Below are 18,824 nucleotides of genomic sequence, written 5' to 3' on the forward strand. Positions count from 1 at the left end.
TTTTATATTGACGGTGCCCAATGAGCGGTCTGGTGAATATCCTACAGAAGGACATGGACGATTTCAGGAGGGAAGAATATACCATGGCGAAGGTGAACCGTCGAAAAGTAAGCAAACCGTTGGGGAAAAGGTCAGATAGGCTGGAACTCCCTTTGCTGCACAACGATATTGACGTGGACTGGCTCGAGGATTTGGAGTCAGACCGGCAGTTGGCCAGCGGGGGACAAGAGTCATTTACTGTATCAAGCGTGAAAAAGGAGCCTGTCAGTGTCAATCCGCCTCTGCAAAAAATCCCGAAACAGCAAGTCAATTCAAACCAGACGACTTTTTCCAAAGTCCTCAAGGAACGTCGGGATGAGACGAACAATTCGGTGGTCTATACGGATGATTTGACCGACCAGGCTGTCACTACCGAAAAAATCGCCAATCGGGCAGTTGACGCTTCCAAAATCAAACCGGGAACGATCGACAACAATTTGCTGAAAGATTACGCTGTGGACAGTTCCAAGCTGGCAGACAGGGCAGTAACGTCGAACAAGATTGCACCTGAAGCAATCCAATCCACACATATCGGCAAGAATGTGATCGGTGGCGACATGCTCCAGGACCGTTCCATTTCGGGCGACAAGCTGCAAAACAACAGCATTACGTCTGAGAAGCTTGCCGACAAGACGATTGACGCAATCAAATTTGCTGAAAGTTCCATTCAGACGAAGCACATCCAGGAGCAGGCCATCACGACAGAGCTCATCCAGGATCAAGCGATTACCGCAGAGAAAATCAAGATGGGTACCATCCAAAAAGGAAATTTGGCCAACTACATTATCAACTCTGTCAAATTGGAAGACAACGCTGTCAGCAATGAAAAAATTCGCGATGGAGCAGTCACCGGCAGCAAAATCGACGAGGATGCCATTGAGTCGCACCATATCAAACGCGGTGCGATCCAGCACGAACATTTGAATGACAGAGCCGTTGACGCCAGCAATATCATGCCGGGCAGCATCCAGGACCAACATCTGGCTTCCTTCAGTGTCCAATCACAGCACTTGTCGCCAGAGTCGGTTACGGGCCAAAAAGTGGCACCTTATGCCATCACAACCGAACACCTTGATGAGAACAGCGTGACCTCAACCAAACTGGCTAAAGAGTCGGTAGCCAGTGTTCATTTGCAACCATCCGTCATTCAAACGGCCCATCTCCAGGACAACAGTGTCACACATAAGAAAATAGGCGATGCCCAGGTCACGACCGCAAAGCTTGCTGACAAGGCAGTGAATGCCGACAAGTTGGCCCCGCGTTCCGTGAACAGCCACCACATAAACGAGGGAACGATCGATGCAAAGCATTTGGCTGACGGTTCGATCACCAAGGATAAACTGGCGAAGGGCGTGATCGATGCCACCCATTTGGGTGAACGGGTTGTCAGCAATATTCATTTGAAGGACAATATTGTGCAAACGCATAATTTGGCCGACCACGTCATTACGACCTCCAAGCTTGCGGCAGAATCCGTGTCGACCGACAAAGTGACGGAGCTGAGCATAACGACGACCAAACTGGCTGACGGCGCCATCACCTCCGCGAAACTGGCCAGCGAATCGGTCAAAGCAAGACATCTCTCCCGAAATATCGTTACAGAGGAGAAGCTGGCCGACAAAGCTATACAGTCAAGGCATCTGACGAATAACGCCGTTCAAACCGAGCACTTGCAAAATCAAGCAGTCACGTCTGAAAAGCTTGCACCCAGCAGTGTAACGCGGGAAAAACTGGTTGCTCGCAGCGTGGACGGCACCAGGCTTGAGCTGCAGTCGGTAACAGGTGGCCATGTGGAGAAAAACACCCTGAGCGGAGAGCATCTCATCGCTGGCGCCATTACGTCCGACCATCTGGCTCCAGGGAGCGTACATGGCATTCACATTGCCAACAAAGCCGTCGACTCGCAGCATCTAAAACCGCTTTCCATTACGACAGAGAAGCTTGGCGAGGAAGCAGTCGTTACTTCGAAAATAGCGATACGCAGCGTAACCGGAGAAAAGATCAGCCTGTTTGCGATCTCGACTGATCACATCGAGGATCGGTCGATCACGAGGGACAAAATTACGCCAGGAGCGATCAGAGCAGAACACCTCCTGGATAATTCTATCGGCAGCGAGCAGTTGATGGAAAGAAGTGTAGGCGCCAAACATCTGAAGACCGAAAGCGTGGCAGGCGAACATATCGTCGACGGAGCGATCACGGCTAACCATCTGGCGGACGGCACGGTTACAATGGATAAACTGGCGTTTGTTCCGGTGGAGACCAGCAGGCCGCAAGGGGTCACTTTGCAGCAATTCGGGTTCCTTTCCTTCCGGATCCCTGCCAGCAAAAAGTCAGTTGACGTAACGATACGGCTCGACGCTCCGTTCGCAAATGCCGACTATTGTCTGGTGGCAATGACAAACCGGATGGGCTGCCATGTTTCCTTTAAATACGGCAATCGGACTTCTGCAGTAGTCACTGTGTTTCGAAATCGCTCCGGACAAGAGGAAAAAGGAGTGATTCAGTGGATTGCAGTCGGAGAAAAAGGTGGCACCATCACCGGTGAGATGAGGGAATATTTCGAGCAGGAGCTGGAGGAGAATGATCTGCTCGAAGCACTCGAAGAGGATGGCGAGATCGCACAGGAAGAGTTAAGTGCAGAAGATAAGGACGAGGAAGAGAATGCCGTCCTGTATGTGCATGATGATGGCGAGCATGAGTCAAACGGGGACGCTGATCAGGAATTTGCAGATGAGGATGCCATCGAGTCCAGGAGGGCAGCGCAAAGACATCGGAACAAGGGCCGCAATCGGGAGGAATTAACCATTAGCGAAGAGATTGATGAGGATTACGAAGACTAAATCGAAGCGCAGCCATTCAGAGTGTGGGCAACAGACCGTCAACTCTTTGCGTGGCTGTTGACGAATAGGAGTGTCGGACAGATATACAGGCAAAGGCCAGGCTCCCGGCGGAGCAGGGCCTTTTATTTTGTATAATGGAGTCCGGTTTTGCTTTGATGAAGGGCTATAAAGTTGTCATAAAAATATTATGGTAAACTAACGGGCGCAGACTCTCATTGAATTCAACTACGCTGAATAGTATAATTGATTCGATATCAAGTAGTATGGATTTTGTGTTGCAATGGCAAATGGAGGGAAACAAGCCGATGATGACGACCATTGCCCAGTTGGGGCAGCATGTGGGACAAGAAGTACGATTGGGCTGTTGGCTTTTTAACAAGCGCAGCAGTGGAAAAATACAATTTTTGCAGCTGCGCGACGGCTCCGGATTCATTCAAGGGGTAGTCGTCAAAGCAGAAGTATCGGAAGACGTATGGGAAGCAGCATCGCAATTGACACAGGAGAGCTCTTTGTACATAAACGGCATCGTTCGGGCAGATGACCGTGCGCCGAGCGGCTATGAATTGACCGTGACCGGCATTGAAATTATTCAAATCTCCCACGATTACCCGATTTCGCTGAAGGAGCACGGGGTTGACTTCCTGATGGACCACCGCCACCTGTGGCTGAGAAGCCCTCGCCAGAGAGCGGTTATGTCGATCCGTTCCGAAGTGATTCGTGCGGTAAACGAATATTTTCACCAAAACGGCTTTTACAAAGTAGATCCGCCGATTTTGACTCCTACCTCTGCGGAGGGGACGACAAACCTCTTCCATACGAAGTATTTTGACGAGGACGCCTATCTTTCCCAATCCGGCCAGTTGTACATGGAAGCTGCTGCGATGGCTCTGGGACGGGTATACTCCTTTGGTCCGACCTTCCGTGCGGAAAAATCCAAAACGCGCCGTCACCTGATCGAGTTTTGGATGATCGAGCCCGAGATGGCCTTCGTCGATCACGAAGAAAACCTGCGCATTCAAGAAGAGTTTGTGTCTCATGTCGTACAGTCTGTTTTGAAAAACTGCCAGCGCGAGCTGAAAACACTGGAGCGCGACACGACCAAGCTGCAAAATGTCGTCGGACCGTTCCCGCGGATTTCTTATGATGACGCGATCAAACTGCTTCAGGAAAAAGGAAGCGAGATCAAATGGGGCGATGATTTCGGCGCTCCTGACGAGACGGCGATTGCCGAGCATTTTGACAAACCGGTATTTATTACCCACTACCCGACAGAAATCAAGGCGTTCTATATGAAGCCAGATCCGAACAGACCAGAGGTTGTCCTCTGTGCCGATCTGATCGCACCGGAGGGATATGGGGAAATCATTGGCGGAAGCCAGCGTATTGACGATCCTGTCCTTTTGGAAGAGCGGTTCAAAGAACATGAACTGTCTGAAGAAGCGTATAAATGGTATCTCGATCTGCGCAAATACGGGACTGTGCCTCACTCCGGATTTGGTTTGGGACTGGAGCGCACAATCGCCTGGATTTGCGGTTTGGACCACGTCCGCGAAACGATTCCGTTCCCGCGCATGCTTTATCGCCTCTACCCGTAACCCGCTGCTTTTTTGGCGGTTACACGCTCAGTATCTTACACCCTGCTGCCGGAGGGCGGCAGGGTATTTACGTTCTTCAAACCAACGCGAACAGCACGCCAGCATGCAATCATGGCGATGAGGTGAAAATGTCTCATGGAATCACAACTATTACAGATTTTGCAAGAAGGAGCCACATCGATTTCCAACCTCCTTTTAAAAATGTACAAGCAAACATCGCTCTCTGATGAAGAAATGATTCTCATTATCCATTTGTTATCCTTTCAGCAAGAGGGAAATCGCTTTCCGACGATTCAGGAGCTGGAGGATCGGATGTCGATGTCATCAACCAGACTGATCCAGACATTGCAAAAGCTTTTGAAGGAAGAATGGATCAGCATTGACGAATACATCGATCCCGAGACAGGGATGCGTCATGAGCTGTACAATCTGACTCCCTTGTATCGCAAGCTTTATCAAAGCTGGCGGGAGCAGCGCAGCGTATCCCGGATGATTGACCCGGTGGTAGAGCCTTTTGCCGAAATGGCCAGTACATTGGAAGGCGAGCAGACGGGATTGTACACCCGCTTTGAACAGGCGTTTGGCCGTCCGCTATCGCCGTTTGAGCTGGAGACGATCCACATCTGGACCAATCAGGACGGTTATTCGGATGAACTGATTCTGACAGCATTGCGGGAGGCAGCTACGGTCGGCAAGCTGCACATCCGCTATATCGACCGAATTCTTTTGGAATGGCAAAAGCAAAAGATAACAAGCGTCGAAGAAGCAAGGCACTATAGTCTCCGTTTCAGGCGCCATACGCCTATAAGCGATCAGCGTCAGCCGCTGTGAGGAAATCCCTCGCAGCGTTTTTTTCTTTTCCCCTGTACATGTACCTATTTGGGATCTTGTTCATACCATAAAAAGAGCGAAAGCTGTCGGAATGATTGACTTGGTCAAGCGAATCTTGATGTCGGATTGGTCTGGAGGTCATGAAGCATGGAAAAGCGAAAAAAAGGTGAGACCACACATTGGATTATGCCGGGAGTGTTTTCTGGCGAATTCGTGGTGGATGAAGCTGTTGAACGCGTTCAATTGAAAAAACTGGGAGACCAACGGGACGCCGCGGAAGCGCTGTGGAAAGAGAGGGCGGAAGAAATTCAAAAAGAGCTTGCGGCTCTCAAAGAAGCGGTGTCACGCTGGGAAGAACGGTTTAAGGTGCTGCAGGAAGAGCAGAAGCGCGAGCGAGAGTACCTGTACCAGGTCGTTCTTTCTTTAAAACAGGAGTGGGAGCGGGAGCGAAATGAAAATCGCCATCATTAGTCCCGGCCCCTTCTCTGTGCCGCCGGTCAAGGGCAGCTCAGTAGAGCATGATATCGATGAAGTGAGCAAGATGTTTGGGCCGGAGCATCAAGTGACCATCTACACGCGAACGTGCCCGACCTACCCTCGTTCGAGCTTTGAAGAGGGGAGAGACATTATCCGTTTTCCTTATAAGGGTCCCGGCCCTTATCTCAAGCGAATCATCGGCGATTTGAAAAGACGAAGTCCCGACGTGATCCTGGTGGAGAATCGCCCCAATTTCGTGCCTGCTTTGCGGAGAAAATTTCCATCAGTTCCGATCTATGTGAATATGCACTCTCACGTATACGCCGCCAAATGGTTTATCAGTCCGGAGAAAATGAGACAAATCGTACGGCTCGCAGATGGGTTTATCACCAACAGTGAATATCTGCGTCAGCATTTTATAGAAAAGCATCGTATCCCCCCAGACAAAGTCCATGCGGTTCACCTGGGGGTAGACGTGACGCCTTATCAGCTAGCAAAAATCAATTTCGGAGTAAGAAATTTGCGGCGGAAGCTGGGACTCAGACATGATGATCGGATCATGTTCTACGCAGGCAGGCTGATGAGGGCAAAAGGCGTCCACGTCCTGCTCAAGGCATTCCGGAAGGTGTGCGAACAGGATCCAAAGGCCAAGCTCATCATCGTGGGAGGAACTGGCTATGGAAGCAATCGAATGAACCCGTATGTCCGGTATTTGCACCAGCTGGCGAAACCACTGGGCGACCGGGTGAAATTTGTGAACTTTATCCCGAGCCAGGAGATGCCCCTGTACTACCAGATCGGCGATATTGTGGCAACGCCTTCCGTCTGGCAAGAGCCGTTTTGCCGGGTCAACCTGGAAGCGATGGCATCCGGAAAGCCGGTGATTACGACACCGAGAGGCGGGATCGGGGAGGTCGTCACACACGAGGACTCGGGTTACGTGATCTCTCCCAAGGAATGGGAAAAGGAACTGCCCAGGATTTGGGATGAGCTGTGGAGCATTCCTCACCTGCGAAATCAGATGGGAAAACGCGCATTGGTCCGGGCGAAGCAATTTTCTTGGTACGCCACAGCCCAAGGCTATTTACAGGCTTTTGAAAAGGGGGCTGACAAACGCGCAAGAGTCGCAGCAGCATACAAAAAGGTCGGATAAATCGGGCGCGAATCAGACTGGGTGGTCGCCCTTTCTGCCCCGGTTGTGGACTTCTGCCCTGTCCAGATACGGCGGGACGCATACCTTATAAGTATCGCTAGAAGCACAACTGGGGAGTGATTTTTGTGAAAGGGTTAATCTTATGCGCCGGACGTGGCACGAGACTCCATCCATTTTCCTATTCGCAACCAAAAACCCTCCTCCCTGTGGCTAATCAACCGGTTCTATTCTACTGCATTCGCAAGCTGATTGAAGTGGGTGTCCGTGACATCGGAATCGTCATTCACCCTTCCCAAGTGCAGATTTCAGGATACGTAGGCGATGGTAGTCAATTTGGGGCTACCATTACCTATATCGAGCAGGAATCGCCGCTTGGGATTGCTCATGCAGTGAATATTTCACAGCCATTCCTCCAAGACGAACCGTTTATCCTTTTGTTAGGCGATAACTTGCTTATGGATTCCTTGCACAATCTCGTTCGCAGATTCCAGGACAATCGTGCAGACGGAATCGTCATGCTGAGCGAGGTAGAAAAGCCGCAGGACTACGGGATCGCAGAGGTACACGAGGGGCGTCTTATCTCCGTGGTGGAAAAACCTGTTGTGCCAAAAAGCAATCTCGCAGTGATTGGTGCTTACTTATTTACAAGGCCGATCTTCGAGGCGATCGCCTCGCTGAGCCCTTCTTCTCGCGGAGAGTACGAGATTACGGATGCGATCCAGACGATGATCGATCGTGGATCTTTCATTGCGCATACGACAACAAACGGGAAATACACCGACGTAGGGACGATAGAGCGTTGGCTGGAGGCGAATCGGTGGATGCTTTCCCGGGAGTTGGGAGAAAAATTGGCAATCGGAGAGGGCAGCGTCGTACAACATTGCGAGATTGTCGGTCCGGTTTTAATAGGGAAAGGATGTCATATCGAGAACTGTCGGCTAGGGCCGTACGTTTCCATTCAGGATGGTGTCCAGATATCGAATTGTACGCACATCGAGAACAGTATTTTATTGGAAAACAGCTCTATTCATGATGTGTCATGGCAAATGAAAGACAGTGTCTTCGGACGCGAGTCTTTTTTCAAAGGAAGCAGTGATCGAAAAGCCAGTATGTTTATTTTGAGTGACAAATCCTCCATCCAGCTTCCCTCTACGGGAGGTGACAGTGAATGACCAATCCAACTCCGTTGTTTACCGTAGTGATTCCCGCTTACAATCGCGCCAAATACATTCGCAAAGCAATTTCCAGTGTCATGAAGCAGACGTGCAAGGACTGGAAGCTGCTGATCATGGATGATGCGTCGACAGACAAAACAAGACATAAGGTAGAACGCTATCTGTTCAATCCAAACGTTCAATATTACCGGATGGAAGAGAACTCGGGCATCTCCAAAGTGATGAACAAGGCTTTGACAATGGTTGATACGCCTTTTCTGGTTCAGCTTGATTCTGATGACTGGCTTCCGAAACGCTCCCTTGCGATCTTGAAAAAGCATATCCTGCGCGACAAGAAGAACAAGCGCGCACTCTTCTATGGAAACGTCAAAATCTGGCGGGTGAGAAGAGGCAAGTACGTCAATCCATTTTTGGTCAAACACAAGCAGTTCAACACGAAATATCAATTTCTCAAATACAACCATTGGATGGTGGCTCCCCGCTGTTACCGCGTTTCGGCCCTGCAAAAGGTGGGGGGCTGGGATACTTCCGACAAGTATGAAGGCAGGATCATGGAGGACAGAAGGATTATCCTCCGCCTGATCGAGCGGTATCGGGTGAAGTGGATTAATCGAAAGCTGTACAATCGGACCAAACACAGAGGCCAGTTGACAGACAACAAGATGAAGCGGAAGCGCAACGAGCTGCGCAGAAAAACGTTCCGGTATTATCTGAAACGCTGGGGCAACAAGTACAAGGCCGTATACGGTTATAAGAACGGGTACTTGATTATCAAGCGATTGAAAAAGAAAAAGGGAAGGAGGAGACGGCGGCGATGAGAAAGGTGCTCATTACAGGCTGTGCTGGATTTATCGGGTCCCATTTGACTCAGCGCCTGCTGCAGGAGGGTCATCGTGTCGTCGGAGTCGACGGTTTTATCGACAACTATGATGTGGCCTGTAAATTACGCAATCTCTCGCTGATCGGTCAACATTCCCTGTTTACGTTTCACTCGGCCCTGCTATCGGAAAAGCGCTGGGAGGAATGGCTGGATGAGGTTGATCTGGTATTCCATCTGGCTGCTCTTCCCGGCGTCCGTACCAGTTGGGGGAAGGCATTTTCCGACTATCTGGCACACAACCTGCTTGCAACACAAGAATTGCTCGATGCCTGTACGCGTCTAAAGACTGCTCCAAAGGTGATCATTTCCTCCTCGTCCTCTGTGTACGGAACGATGCGGGAAGGAATGACCGATGAGCAATCCCCCATTCATCCGATTTCCCCTTACGGCGTCACCAAGGCGGCCATGGAGCAGATTTGTCGTGTCTACGTCGAGGCGTACGGTCTTCCTGTCGTCATGCTGCGATACTTTACCGTCTACGGCCCGAGACAGCGGCCGGATATGGCTTTTCACCGATTTTTCAAGCAATTGCTGCGCGGTGAGCCGATAACCGTTTACGGGGACGGTCTTCAGAGCCGCGATTTTACATTTGTCTCGGATGCGGTCGAGGCCAATCTGCTGGCGGAAAAATACGCTGGACCAGGCGACGTGTACAACATTGGCGGGGACAGGGAAATCAAGCTGATGGAAGTGCTGGAGCTGATGGGCCAATTGACCTCTACAGTACCGGCTGTTGTGCATTTGCCTGCGATCGCGGGAGATTCCCGGCGAACAAGCGCCGACATCCGATTGGCCCAATCCAAACTCGGCTACCACCCGAAGGTGAAACTGGAAGAGGGATTGCGATTGCAGCTGGAAGATATTCGAGCCCAGTTAAAAGGGTAAAACGGGAGGTTTGACATGCAACGGGTACTAGTCTACCGCCGCAAGTTTCTCCCTAAAAGCGAAACGTTTATTTATGAGCAATTGATCGGACACAAGCGCGTACAGACTGCCGTATTGGCCCGGCAAAAGCACTTTAACCGAAAGCAGTTTCCGTATTCCCCGGTATATGTGAAAAAGCGGTTCAAGGGACTTGCCCAGTGGTTGAAAAAAAAGAAATTCGGCTGTTTGCACGCCAGGTTCGGTCCGGCTGGAGTGGAAATACTTCCCTATGCCCGCAAGGCAAAGCTGCCGTTGATCACCTCCTTTCACGGCTTCGATGCAACGAAGCGCGTCAGGGAAAGCAGCTCCTACCGCCGTCAATTAAAAAAGCTGTTTCGCAAAGGAACAGCTTTTACCGTCGTCAGCGACCATATGAAAAAACGTCTCGTTCGGCTCGGTTGTCCGAAACACAAGATCACATTGATTCGCTCCGGCATTGACTTCAATAAATTCCCGATGCAACCGCAGCATCCTGTAAAAAATGGGGCTTTTCGTCTTTTGAGCGTCGGCCGTCTGACGGAGAAGAAGGGAATGGATACGCTGATCAAAGCGTTTTCCCGTGTGGTGCGTCAATACCCGAACGCGACGCTGACGATTGTCGGAGACGGCGAAGAGAAACAAAAGCTGCGGCGGATGATTAAAAAGCGAAAACTCGGCGGGAGCGTCAAGCTTCGCGGCGCGATGCCCCATCGGGAGGTCCAGCGGGAGCTGGCGAACTGCCATCTTTTCGTGATCGCATGCAAGACAGCCAAAAACGGCAATCAAGAGGGGATTCCCAATGTTTTGATGGAAGCGATGGCAAGCGGACGTCCGGTCATCTCGACCTATCATGCCGGTATTCCGGAATTGGTTGAGCACGAGGTTACCGGTTATCTGGTGCCGGAAAAGTCCCCCGGCCGTTTGGCAAAGATGATTCAGCATGTGTTGGGCCGAACGGATGAGTGGCCAGCCATTGCCGCAAGGGCCAGAGCCAAGGTAGAAAGCAATCACGACATTCAAAAACAGCGCGCCAGGCTGGAAGATTTATATGTGAGCGTGCTGAAAAAACGATGAGGTGAAGGAATGAATGTAGCCGTCATTGGAACGGGTTATGTCGGATTAAACACGGCTGTTTCCCTTGCCTTGCACGGTCATCGAGTCGTCGGAATCGACGTGGACGAAGAAAAAGTAAAGCAATTAAAGCAGCGACACTGCCCCATCTATGAGCCGGGGCTGGAAGAGGCCATGCGATCCGTGATGGATCAGGGGAATCTTCACTTTGACCTTACATTGAATGGGGAAGCCAAGGAAGCGGACATTTTGTTTATCTGCGTGGGGACCCCTGAATCGGCAGACGGTTCGGCTGATCTCGGGTATCTGTTTGCCGTGGTAGAAGATGTGAGGGCCGTGTACGCCAGCAATCCGGTGAGACGAGGAGTCGTCATCAAAAGCACAGTACCGGTGGGGACGGGAGACCGGGTGGCGGAGCTTCTCGGAGATTGCAAGGAGCTCCACGTCATTTCGAATCCGGAGTTTTTGCGCGAGGGAAGTGCCCTGCAGGATGCCTTGAACCCGTCGCGCATCGTGATCGGAGCAGAGTCGGCGGCAGCGTTTTCCTTGATGGATGAACTCTACGAAGGCTATTCTTGCCCTATGGTAAAAACGACCCGCCGAACTGCCGAGCTGATCAAGTACGCGTCCAATGCGTTTCTTGCCACACGCATTTCCTTCATGAACGAATTGGCCCGGCTCAGTACGGTATTGGGCACGGACATCGAGACGGTCGCACGCGGGATGGGGCTGGACAGCCGGATCGGCCCCGAGTTTTTGCGAGCCGGGATCGGTTATGGCGGATCATGCTTTCCGAAAGACACCATAGCCCTCTTGCAAGTGGGAAAAAGAAACGGAGTGAAATTGAGCATTCTCGAACAGGTGCGAGAAGTAAACCGCACACAGCCGGAATGGTGCGTTCAGCTTATCCGTGAACAATTGGGCGGCTTGCATGGGAAACGGGTTGCCGTTTTGGGGCTGTCTTTTAAGCCGGATACGGACGACATCCGTGAATCGCGGTCACTCCCTATCATCAAGCAGCTGCTGCACGAAGGGGCAATCGTTTCCGCGTATGACCCGATCTCGATGGAGACGGTGGCAAAGCTGTATCCACAGGTCAGCTATGCAGACGACATCTACGCCACGCTGACTGGTGCAGATGCAGCATTGCTCGCTACGGAATGGAAGCAATGCGTGAACCTCGATTGGCAAAAAGCAAAAGCCGTGATGGCCAAACCGGTGCTATTCGACGGAAGGAATGCCTGGCCGTCGGAGCTTGTCAAGCAGTACGGTTTTGCCTATCAGGGAGTGGGAAGAAGCTGACTTTGCCTCCATGGAAAGTCGGCTTCTTGCTCGTATATTGATTTGAACCCGGTGCAAGAATACGCTACGATAATACATATGGATTGTTTTGCCACCCGAAACGAATGCGAGGAGTGAGTGATATTGAATAAAAGCAAAACGTTGCCAAAGCGCAATGAGGTGCCTGCGGAATTCAAATGGCGTTTGGAAGATATGTACGCGAGCGACAGCGATTGGGAAAAAGACGTGCAAACAGTGAAGCAACTGGCCGAGAGAATCGCTACCCAAAAAGGCAAGCTGGGCAGCTCCGGACAACAGTTGCTCGAAACGCTGCGCCTCCAGGATGAACTGCTGAAGACGCTTGACCAGGTATACGTTTACGCCCGGATGCGCCGCGACGAGGACAATACGAACAGCACCTACCAGGCGCTGACGGATCGGGCGACGACGCTCAGTACGCAAGTATACGGAGCCATTTCGTACATACAGCCGGAGATTTTGGGCATTCCGCAAGAAGATCTGGAGAAATGGCTGAAAGAAGTGCCAGGTCTCGAGCATTACCGCATTCTTCTGGAGGAAATCACGCGGTTCAAACCGCATACGCTTTCGGCTGAAGAAGAGGCGATTATGGCCAATGTAAGCGAGCTTGCTTCCGCGCCCTCCAAAATTTACGGCATGCTGAACAATGCAGACATCAAATTTCCGATGATCACGGATGAAAACGGGGAAGAAGTCGAACTGACCAAAGGCCGCTATGTGCAGTTTATGGAAAGCAAGGACCGCCGCGTCCGCCGTGAAGCGTTCGAGGCTCTGTATGCCACATACGGGAAGCATCGCAATACGATTGCAGCCTCCCTCACGTCCGCAGTCAAGGCTGACGTGTTTTACGCCCGCACGCGCAAGTACCCGTCGGCCATTTACGCGGCCCTGTTTGCCGACAACGTCGATCTGTCCGTCTACGACAACCTCATTTCTACGATTCGCGAGCATCTGCCGCTCATGCATCGCTACATCGCGCTGAGAAAGAAAATGCTGGCGGTAGATGAGCTGCACATGTACGATTTGTATGTTCCCATTGTCCCTGAGGTTGATATGAAGATCCCGTACGAGCAAGCCGTGGAGACGATCAAGGAAGCGCTCAAGCCGCTCGGAGATGAGTACGGCAGCGTGCTGGCTGAAGGGTTTTCAAATGGCTGGGTCGATGTCTACGAAAACGAAGGAAAGACGAGCGGAGCGTACTCCTGGGGTGCGTACACATCTCACCCGTACGTCCTGATGAACTACCAGGACAACGTCAACAACATGTTTACGCTAGCCCACGAAATGGGGCATGCCCTGCACAGCTACTACTCCCATAAGGAACAGCCGTACACCTATTCGGACTACAAGATTTTTGTCGCAGAGGTGGCTTCCACGCTGAATGAAGCTCTGCTCATGGACCATCTGCTGGAAACGACGACTGACAAGCAGCAGCGGATGTATTTGCTCAACTACTACCTGGAGCAGTTCCGCGGGACTGTGTTCCGGCAGACGATGTTTGCCGAATTTGAAAAGCTCGTGCATGCCAAGACAGAGCAGGAAGAACCGCTTACCGCAGACAGCTTGAGCGAATTGTACAGAGAGCTGAATGTCGCCTACCACGGTTCAGATATGATCGTTGACAAGGAAATCGATCTGGAATGGGCGAGAATTCCTCACTTCTATCGCAACTTTTACGTCTATAAGTACGCTACCGGCTTCTCGGCAGCGACCTCCCTCGCCAAGCAAATTCTTGAGGAGGGCAAGCCCGCTGTAGACCGCTATCTGCAATTCCTCAAAAGCGGAAGCTCCGACTATCCGCTGGAATTGTTGAAGAAAGCTGGCGTGGACATGACGTCTCCGGAACCGATCCGCGAAGCGTTGGCTGTGTTCGCAAAGAGACTGGAAGAGATGGAACAGCTCATCGGCCAAGCATAACCGCTATTAGGCAGCAAGTCGATAAACGAGTGTAAAACCAGGGAATTGTCCCTGGTTTTTTTATTTCTTAACGCGAAACGACACAAATCAGACACATTTTTGGAGAGAAGAGGTAATTTTTCAAGTATCTATTTCGTAATGACTGAAGGGGAAAGGATACCAGAGCCCCTCCGTCTCAAGGCGGAGACGAAGTTCCATCCGCTGGCTGTTTTGAAAAGGATGGAAAAACTGGCACAATACCCTTGGGAATGATTGTTACGATTTGGAGGAATTTTCGTGAAGAGACGCGCATCCATTCTACTGGCCATCGTTGTACTAACGACCGCCGGGTGCGGGCCGGGAGCTTCCGAACCGGCAGCACAGCAAGAAACAAAAGCAAAAGTAGTCGAAGTATTTACAGTCAGGAAGTCGACAGATCCCGTACTGTTGACGACGACGGGGTTGGTGGAAGCCAAAAGAGAGGCGATTCTGCAGTTCGGCACTTCAGGAACCGTTTCTTCACTGCCAGTTGGCAAGGGGAGCAAAGTTTCGCAAGGCCAGTTGCTGGCCAGCCTCGATACCCGCTATTACCAGAAAGAAGTGGAAGCGGCTGCCGGCCAGGTGGAAGAAGCAAATGCCCGCAAGGTAAAAACACTGAAAGGCGCATCGGAAGAATCCATTCAAAAACAGCGGCTGCAGGTCCAAAGCTCCCAGCAGGATTTTGACAAAGCCAGCCAGGATGTCCTGCTGGGAGAAAAGCTGTTCGCCGGAGGAGCCATTTCCCAAAGTGAGCTTGACGATCGTCGACGGGCCAAAGACCAGGCGCAAATACAATTGCAGAACGACAAGCTCGCTCTGGAAGAGCTCCTGCGTGGCGCAGAGCCGGAGGATGTGATTGTCGCCAATGCCTCCATCAAGCAGGCTGCGGGGCAAGTAGAACGGGCGAAAAAGACGCTTAATGATACAAAAATTGTCGCTCCGTTCGCAGGCATGGTTGTGGATGTTTCCAAGCAAGTCGGGGAGCTGGCATCTCCGGGCGAGCAAGTGATTCAGATCGTCGACCTGTCCGATGTGAAAGTCACGCTGGATGTCGCGAACGACGTCATCGGCCAGTACCAGGAAAACGCGAAAGTCCAGGTCGTGGGAGAGGACGGCAAAAAAAGTGAAGGAACGATCAGCTTTGTATCACCTGTCGTTGACAAACAGACGGGAAAATACCGTGTCGAGGTAACTGTGCCCAACCCGCAAGGCCAATGGAAGGGCGGAATGGTGGCAACGGTTGAAATTCCCCGCAAGCTGAACGGCTTTCTCGTACCGCTTGAAAGCGTCGGGGTCTCCCAATCCGAGTATTACGTCATGGCTGTTGAAAATGGATTGACCGTTAAGCGGCCGGTCAAAACGGGCCAGATGGTGGGAGATCGGATCGAGGTGCTGTCGGGAGTCAATGATGGCGACCAGCTTCTGCGCTCCGGCATCACGTTCTATGTAGAAGGGCAAAAAGTGGAGGCGAAAGGGGAATAGGCATGGAAAAGATTATTCTCTTTTTGCTGAAACGACGGCTGATTGTCTATCTGTTCACCTTTCTCATCACTATTGCCGGTCTCGGCGCCTTGTTTAGCTTTAATATCGAGCTCGTACCGAAAACCAATTTGCCGCAGATCTCCGTCCGGATATCCGGCGGGTCGCTGCCTCCTGAAGAAATGGAGGAAAAGATCACCAAGAAGGTCGAGCAGGAGATCAAGTCAATGGCAGGCGTGAAAGAATACTCCTCGACAACAGGCACAGGCTCGGTCACAATCCGGGTTACCGCCGAGGAAGGGGAAGGAGAACGCGTCAAGCAGGACGTTCAAAACGCCGTTAACAGGCTTCGCAATAATTTTCCTAAAAACGTAGATACCGTAAATGTCATGCAAGACAACCTGGGTGACGAGATGTTGATTGAATACGCCATGGTCGGAGCAGAACCGAAGGCGATGCTCAGTTTGGCAAAAACATCAATCAAGGATCGGATCGAGGATGTTCCCGGGGTAAAGGAAGTCGAAGTATCGGATCGAAGCTTTGAAAACAAGATTACGGTCACGTTGCGACCAGAGCGCTTGGCTGCTTATCACGCCACTCCGTCGGGGGTAATTGACCAGCTCCAGGCAACCAACTGGAAGCAAGCGGTGGGGACCCTCGAAAATACCGGGTTCGATACAGTCGTAATGATTGACAACTCGTACACGACAGCTCAGGAATTGAGTCAACTTGCGATCGATACACCAAAAGGAACCGTTACGTTGGACCAATTGGCGATAATCGATGACATGCGCGGAAAAGTAAAGGACTTCGTCGCCTTGACGGATGGACAGGTGTTTGTAAACCTCAGCGTCAAACGTGCGGAAGGCAGCGACTTGATCTCCACGCAGGCAAAAGTGGAAGAGGTTGTCAAACAAATCAACGCCGAAGCAAACGGGCAGTATCAGCTAAAGGTGATGATCGAAGCTGTCTCCTATATCGATCACGCTGTCACCAATTTGAGCCGTGATGTGATCATCGGCGGTGCTCTGGCCATTTTGGTCTTGCTCGTTTTTCTGCGCAATTGGCGGGTGACATTGGTGATCGCCACGACCCTGCCCTTGTCGGCCATGATGACCTTTATCGCGATGAAGGCAGGCGGCTACAATATCGATATGATCAGCTTGCTCTCGCTCAGCTTGTCCGTAGGTCTGATCGTCGATGCCGCGATCGTGGTTCTGGAATCCATTTATCAGTTTCGGGAAAAAGGGGAGCCCATCACCCAGGCGATTGTAAAAGGGACTCGCGAGGTCATGACTCCCGTGTTTACCTCCCAGCTGACGATCATTGTCGTATTTTTGCCGCTCGTGCTGGCGGATTTTGAAAGCTGGCTCAAGCCGATTTTAGGTGCCATCGCTTTTACGGTTACGGCTGCAATCACAGCTTCGACATTGGCCGCGTTCTTCTTTGTTCCTGTCTTCTCTGACCGTTTCCTCAAGAACGACAAGAAGGTATCTTTGGAAGGAGAAGGCAAGGAGCACTTCATTGTCCGGGCGTTTACGAATCTGTTGAGAAAAGCGCTGCGTCACCGGATCAAGACGATCATGCTTGCCGTGAGCCTGTTTGTCGGTTCCTTTTTCTTGATGCCGTTCATGAAGATGGGGCAGGGCATCAATCCAAATGAAAATATGGTGTTCGCTTCGATCACCATGCCGACAGGCTCGACGCTGGAGAACACCCAGAGAGCCGCTCTGGACGCGGAAACAACGCTTCGCGAGCTGCCGGACGTCAAGGATGTCTTCTTTTTCGCAAGCAAAGAAAACGCAGAGCTGTTTTTGATGCTGAAAGGAAAAAAAGAGAGACAGCAAGGGAAAGACGAGCTGACGCTGGAGATAAATGAGCGGCTTCAAGCGATTCAGGGAATCGAGAGCATTACCACCTCTTTTGGCAGCCAGGGAGGAGCTGCACCGGTACAGCTCGATATTACCGGAGAGGACATGGAGAAAATGCGTCAAATCGCAGGCGAAGTGGAAGGCATGCTTGCGACGATACCAGGCGTCTCCAATATCCGCAATGACTTTAAAGAAGGCAAAGAAAAAGTCACTCTGCTCCCGAAGCAGGAGGCGTTGGCCCGGATGCAGGTCGATCATCGCTCGCTTCTGCAGCAGATCAGCATGTTGATCGGGGATCAGCCGGTGACGACCATTACGACAGATGGCATTGAAGTAGATGTGGTAGCCAAAATGCCGGAGGGCTGGCTAAAGCATCCGGAGCAGCTCAATCAGATCATGATCACGTCCAAAACAGGCGCAGAGGTGCCTTTGGGCGATCTGGTAGAATGGCGTTACAGCAAATCGCCGGTTACGATCACGCATGAAAAAGGCGAGCGGATCGTCACTGTCTCCGCGGAGCTGCTGGGCAGCGACCTGGGTACGGTCGGCCGGCAGATCAACGAAAAGCTTCCGCAGCTTGCCGTCCCGGCAGGGTATCAAGTGGAGATTGCCGGCAAACTGAAGGAGCAAAGCTCTACCATGACCCAAGGTCTCTTTGTCTTCCTCGGTGTGATCGCGCTGATTTACGTGATCATGGTGGCCCAGTTCGGCCGCATGTCTCAACCGTTCATTATTATGCTGACCATTCCGATGGCCTTAGTCGGTGTGATTCTCGGGTTCGTGCTGACCCAGCGCGTCTTTGGGGAGATGGCCATGATCGGGATGATCATGCTGGTCGGTATCGTAGTGTCCAACGCCATCCTGCTCATTGACCGGATCAATCTGCTTCGCGAGCGGGGAATGGAATTGGGAGAAGCGATCGTCCAAGGGACAAAAGACAGGGTGCGTCCCGTTATCATGACCAAGCTGACTGCCATCCTGGGCATGCTGCCGATGGGGCTGGCAGTAGCGGAGGGCTCCGATCTGGAAGCGCCGCTTGCCACAGCGGTCATATCCGGTTTGGTCTTCCATACGATCGTGACACTCGTATTGGTGCCGGTGCTCTACTCGCTGTTCGAGAACGCGAAAGCGCGGCGCCTGGCTCGCAAGCAGACTCGTGAGGCCAAACGCTTGGCCAAACGACTGTCCAAGGCAGAAATACAGCCGACGGACATTTAGCTGCTTGGATGTGAAAAAGAAATGGATGTAAAAA

The 18,824-nt window shown here is 51.7% G+C and carries 13 protein-coding genes; all 13 read left to right on the forward strand.

Going from position 1 to position 18,824, the window contains the following annotated elements; all coding sequences use genetic code 11:
• The first annotated feature begins 83 nt into the window (after positions 1 to 83).
• The 13 genes from NST37_RS11725 to NST37_RS11785 all read left to right on the forward strand — a co-directional run bounded on the left by NST37_RS11725 (position 84) and on the right by NST37_RS11785 (position 18,790).
• Positions 84 to 2,882, forward strand: coding sequence for a WIAG-tail domain (locus NST37_RS11725; RefSeq protein ID WP_031933276.1), 2,799 nt, complete (start codon positions 84 to 86; stop codon positions 2,880 to 2,882).
• A gap of 305 nt (positions 2,883 to 3,187) precedes the next feature.
• Positions 3,188 to 4,477 (forward strand): asparagine--tRNA ligase, encoded by a 1,290-nt coding sequence (gene asnS, locus NST37_RS11730; RefSeq protein WP_003387030.1) that lies wholly within the window; start codon positions 3,188 to 3,190, stop codon positions 4,475 to 4,477.
• 135 nt (positions 4,478 to 4,612) lie between these two features.
• The gene (locus NST37_RS11735; protein ID WP_003387029.1) at positions 4,613 to 5,308 is read left to right on the forward strand and encodes a DnaD domain protein; all 696 of its coding nucleotides are present in this window, start codon (positions 4,613 to 4,615) and stop codon (positions 5,306 to 5,308) included.
• 147 nt (positions 5,309 to 5,455) lie between these two features.
• Positions 5,456 to 5,779: a hypothetical protein gene (locus tag NST37_RS11740; RefSeq protein WP_024985019.1), complete on the forward strand. Its 324-nt coding sequence runs from the start codon at positions 5,456 to 5,458 to the stop codon at positions 5,777 to 5,779.
• Positions 5,760 to 6,938: a glycosyltransferase family 4 protein gene (locus tag NST37_RS11745; RefSeq protein ID WP_031933277.1), complete on the forward strand. Its 1,179-nt coding sequence runs from the start codon at positions 5,760 to 5,762 to the stop codon at positions 6,936 to 6,938. Before NST37_RS11740 ends, NST37_RS11745 begins: the two co-directional genes overlap by 20 nt.
• A 125-nt stretch (positions 6,939 to 7,063) precedes the next feature.
• Positions 7,064 to 8,110, forward strand: coding sequence for a glucose-1-phosphate thymidylyltransferase (locus NST37_RS11750; RefSeq protein ID WP_003387024.1), 1,047 nt, complete (start codon positions 7,064 to 7,066; stop codon positions 8,108 to 8,110).
• Positions 8,107 to 8,931 (forward strand): glycosyltransferase family 2 protein, encoded by an 825-nt coding sequence (locus tag NST37_RS11755; RefSeq protein ID WP_003387022.1) that lies wholly within the window; start codon positions 8,107 to 8,109, stop codon positions 8,929 to 8,931. The genes NST37_RS11750 and NST37_RS11755 overlap by 4 nt, the downstream gene beginning before the upstream one ends.
• Positions 8,928 to 9,878, forward strand: a complete 951-nt coding sequence (locus NST37_RS11760) for an NAD-dependent epimerase/dehydratase family protein (RefSeq protein WP_327926307.1) — start codon at positions 8,928 to 8,930, stop codon at positions 9,876 to 9,878. The genes NST37_RS11755 and NST37_RS11760 overlap by 4 nt, the downstream gene beginning before the upstream one ends.
• Positions 9,879 to 9,893: 15 nt before the next feature.
• Positions 9,894 to 10,970, forward strand: a complete 1,077-nt coding sequence (locus NST37_RS11765; RefSeq protein WP_327926306.1) for a glycosyltransferase — start codon at positions 9,894 to 9,896, stop codon at positions 10,968 to 10,970.
• A 9-nt stretch (positions 10,971 to 10,979) separates the two neighbouring features.
• Positions 10,980 to 12,269, forward strand: a complete 1,290-nt coding sequence (locus tag NST37_RS11770; protein ID WP_339186685.1) for a UDP-glucose/GDP-mannose dehydrogenase family protein — start codon at positions 10,980 to 10,982, stop codon at positions 12,267 to 12,269.
• 123 nt (positions 12,270 to 12,392) lie between these two features.
• Positions 12,393 to 14,204 (forward strand): oligoendopeptidase F, encoded by a 1,812-nt coding sequence (pepF, locus tag NST37_RS11775; protein WP_339186687.1) that lies wholly within the window; start codon positions 12,393 to 12,395, stop codon positions 14,202 to 14,204.
• 276 nt (positions 14,205 to 14,480) lie between these two features.
• Positions 14,481 to 15,704 (forward strand): efflux RND transporter periplasmic adaptor subunit, encoded by a 1,224-nt coding sequence (locus tag NST37_RS11780; protein ID WP_003387015.1) that lies wholly within the window; start codon positions 14,481 to 14,483, stop codon positions 15,702 to 15,704.
• A 2-nt stretch (positions 15,705 to 15,706) separates the two neighbouring features.
• Complete coding sequence (locus NST37_RS11785) at positions 15,707 to 18,790, forward strand: efflux RND transporter permease subunit (RefSeq protein WP_003387014.1); 3,084 nt, start codon at positions 15,707 to 15,709, stop codon at positions 18,788 to 18,790.
• Positions 18,791 to 18,824: the final 34 nt, after the last annotated feature.

The organism is Brevibacillus sp. FSL K6-6036 (assembly GCF_037964015.1).
GTDB classification, from domain to species: domain Bacteria; phylum Bacillota; class Bacilli; order Brevibacillales; family Brevibacillaceae; genus Brevibacillus; species Brevibacillus borstelensis.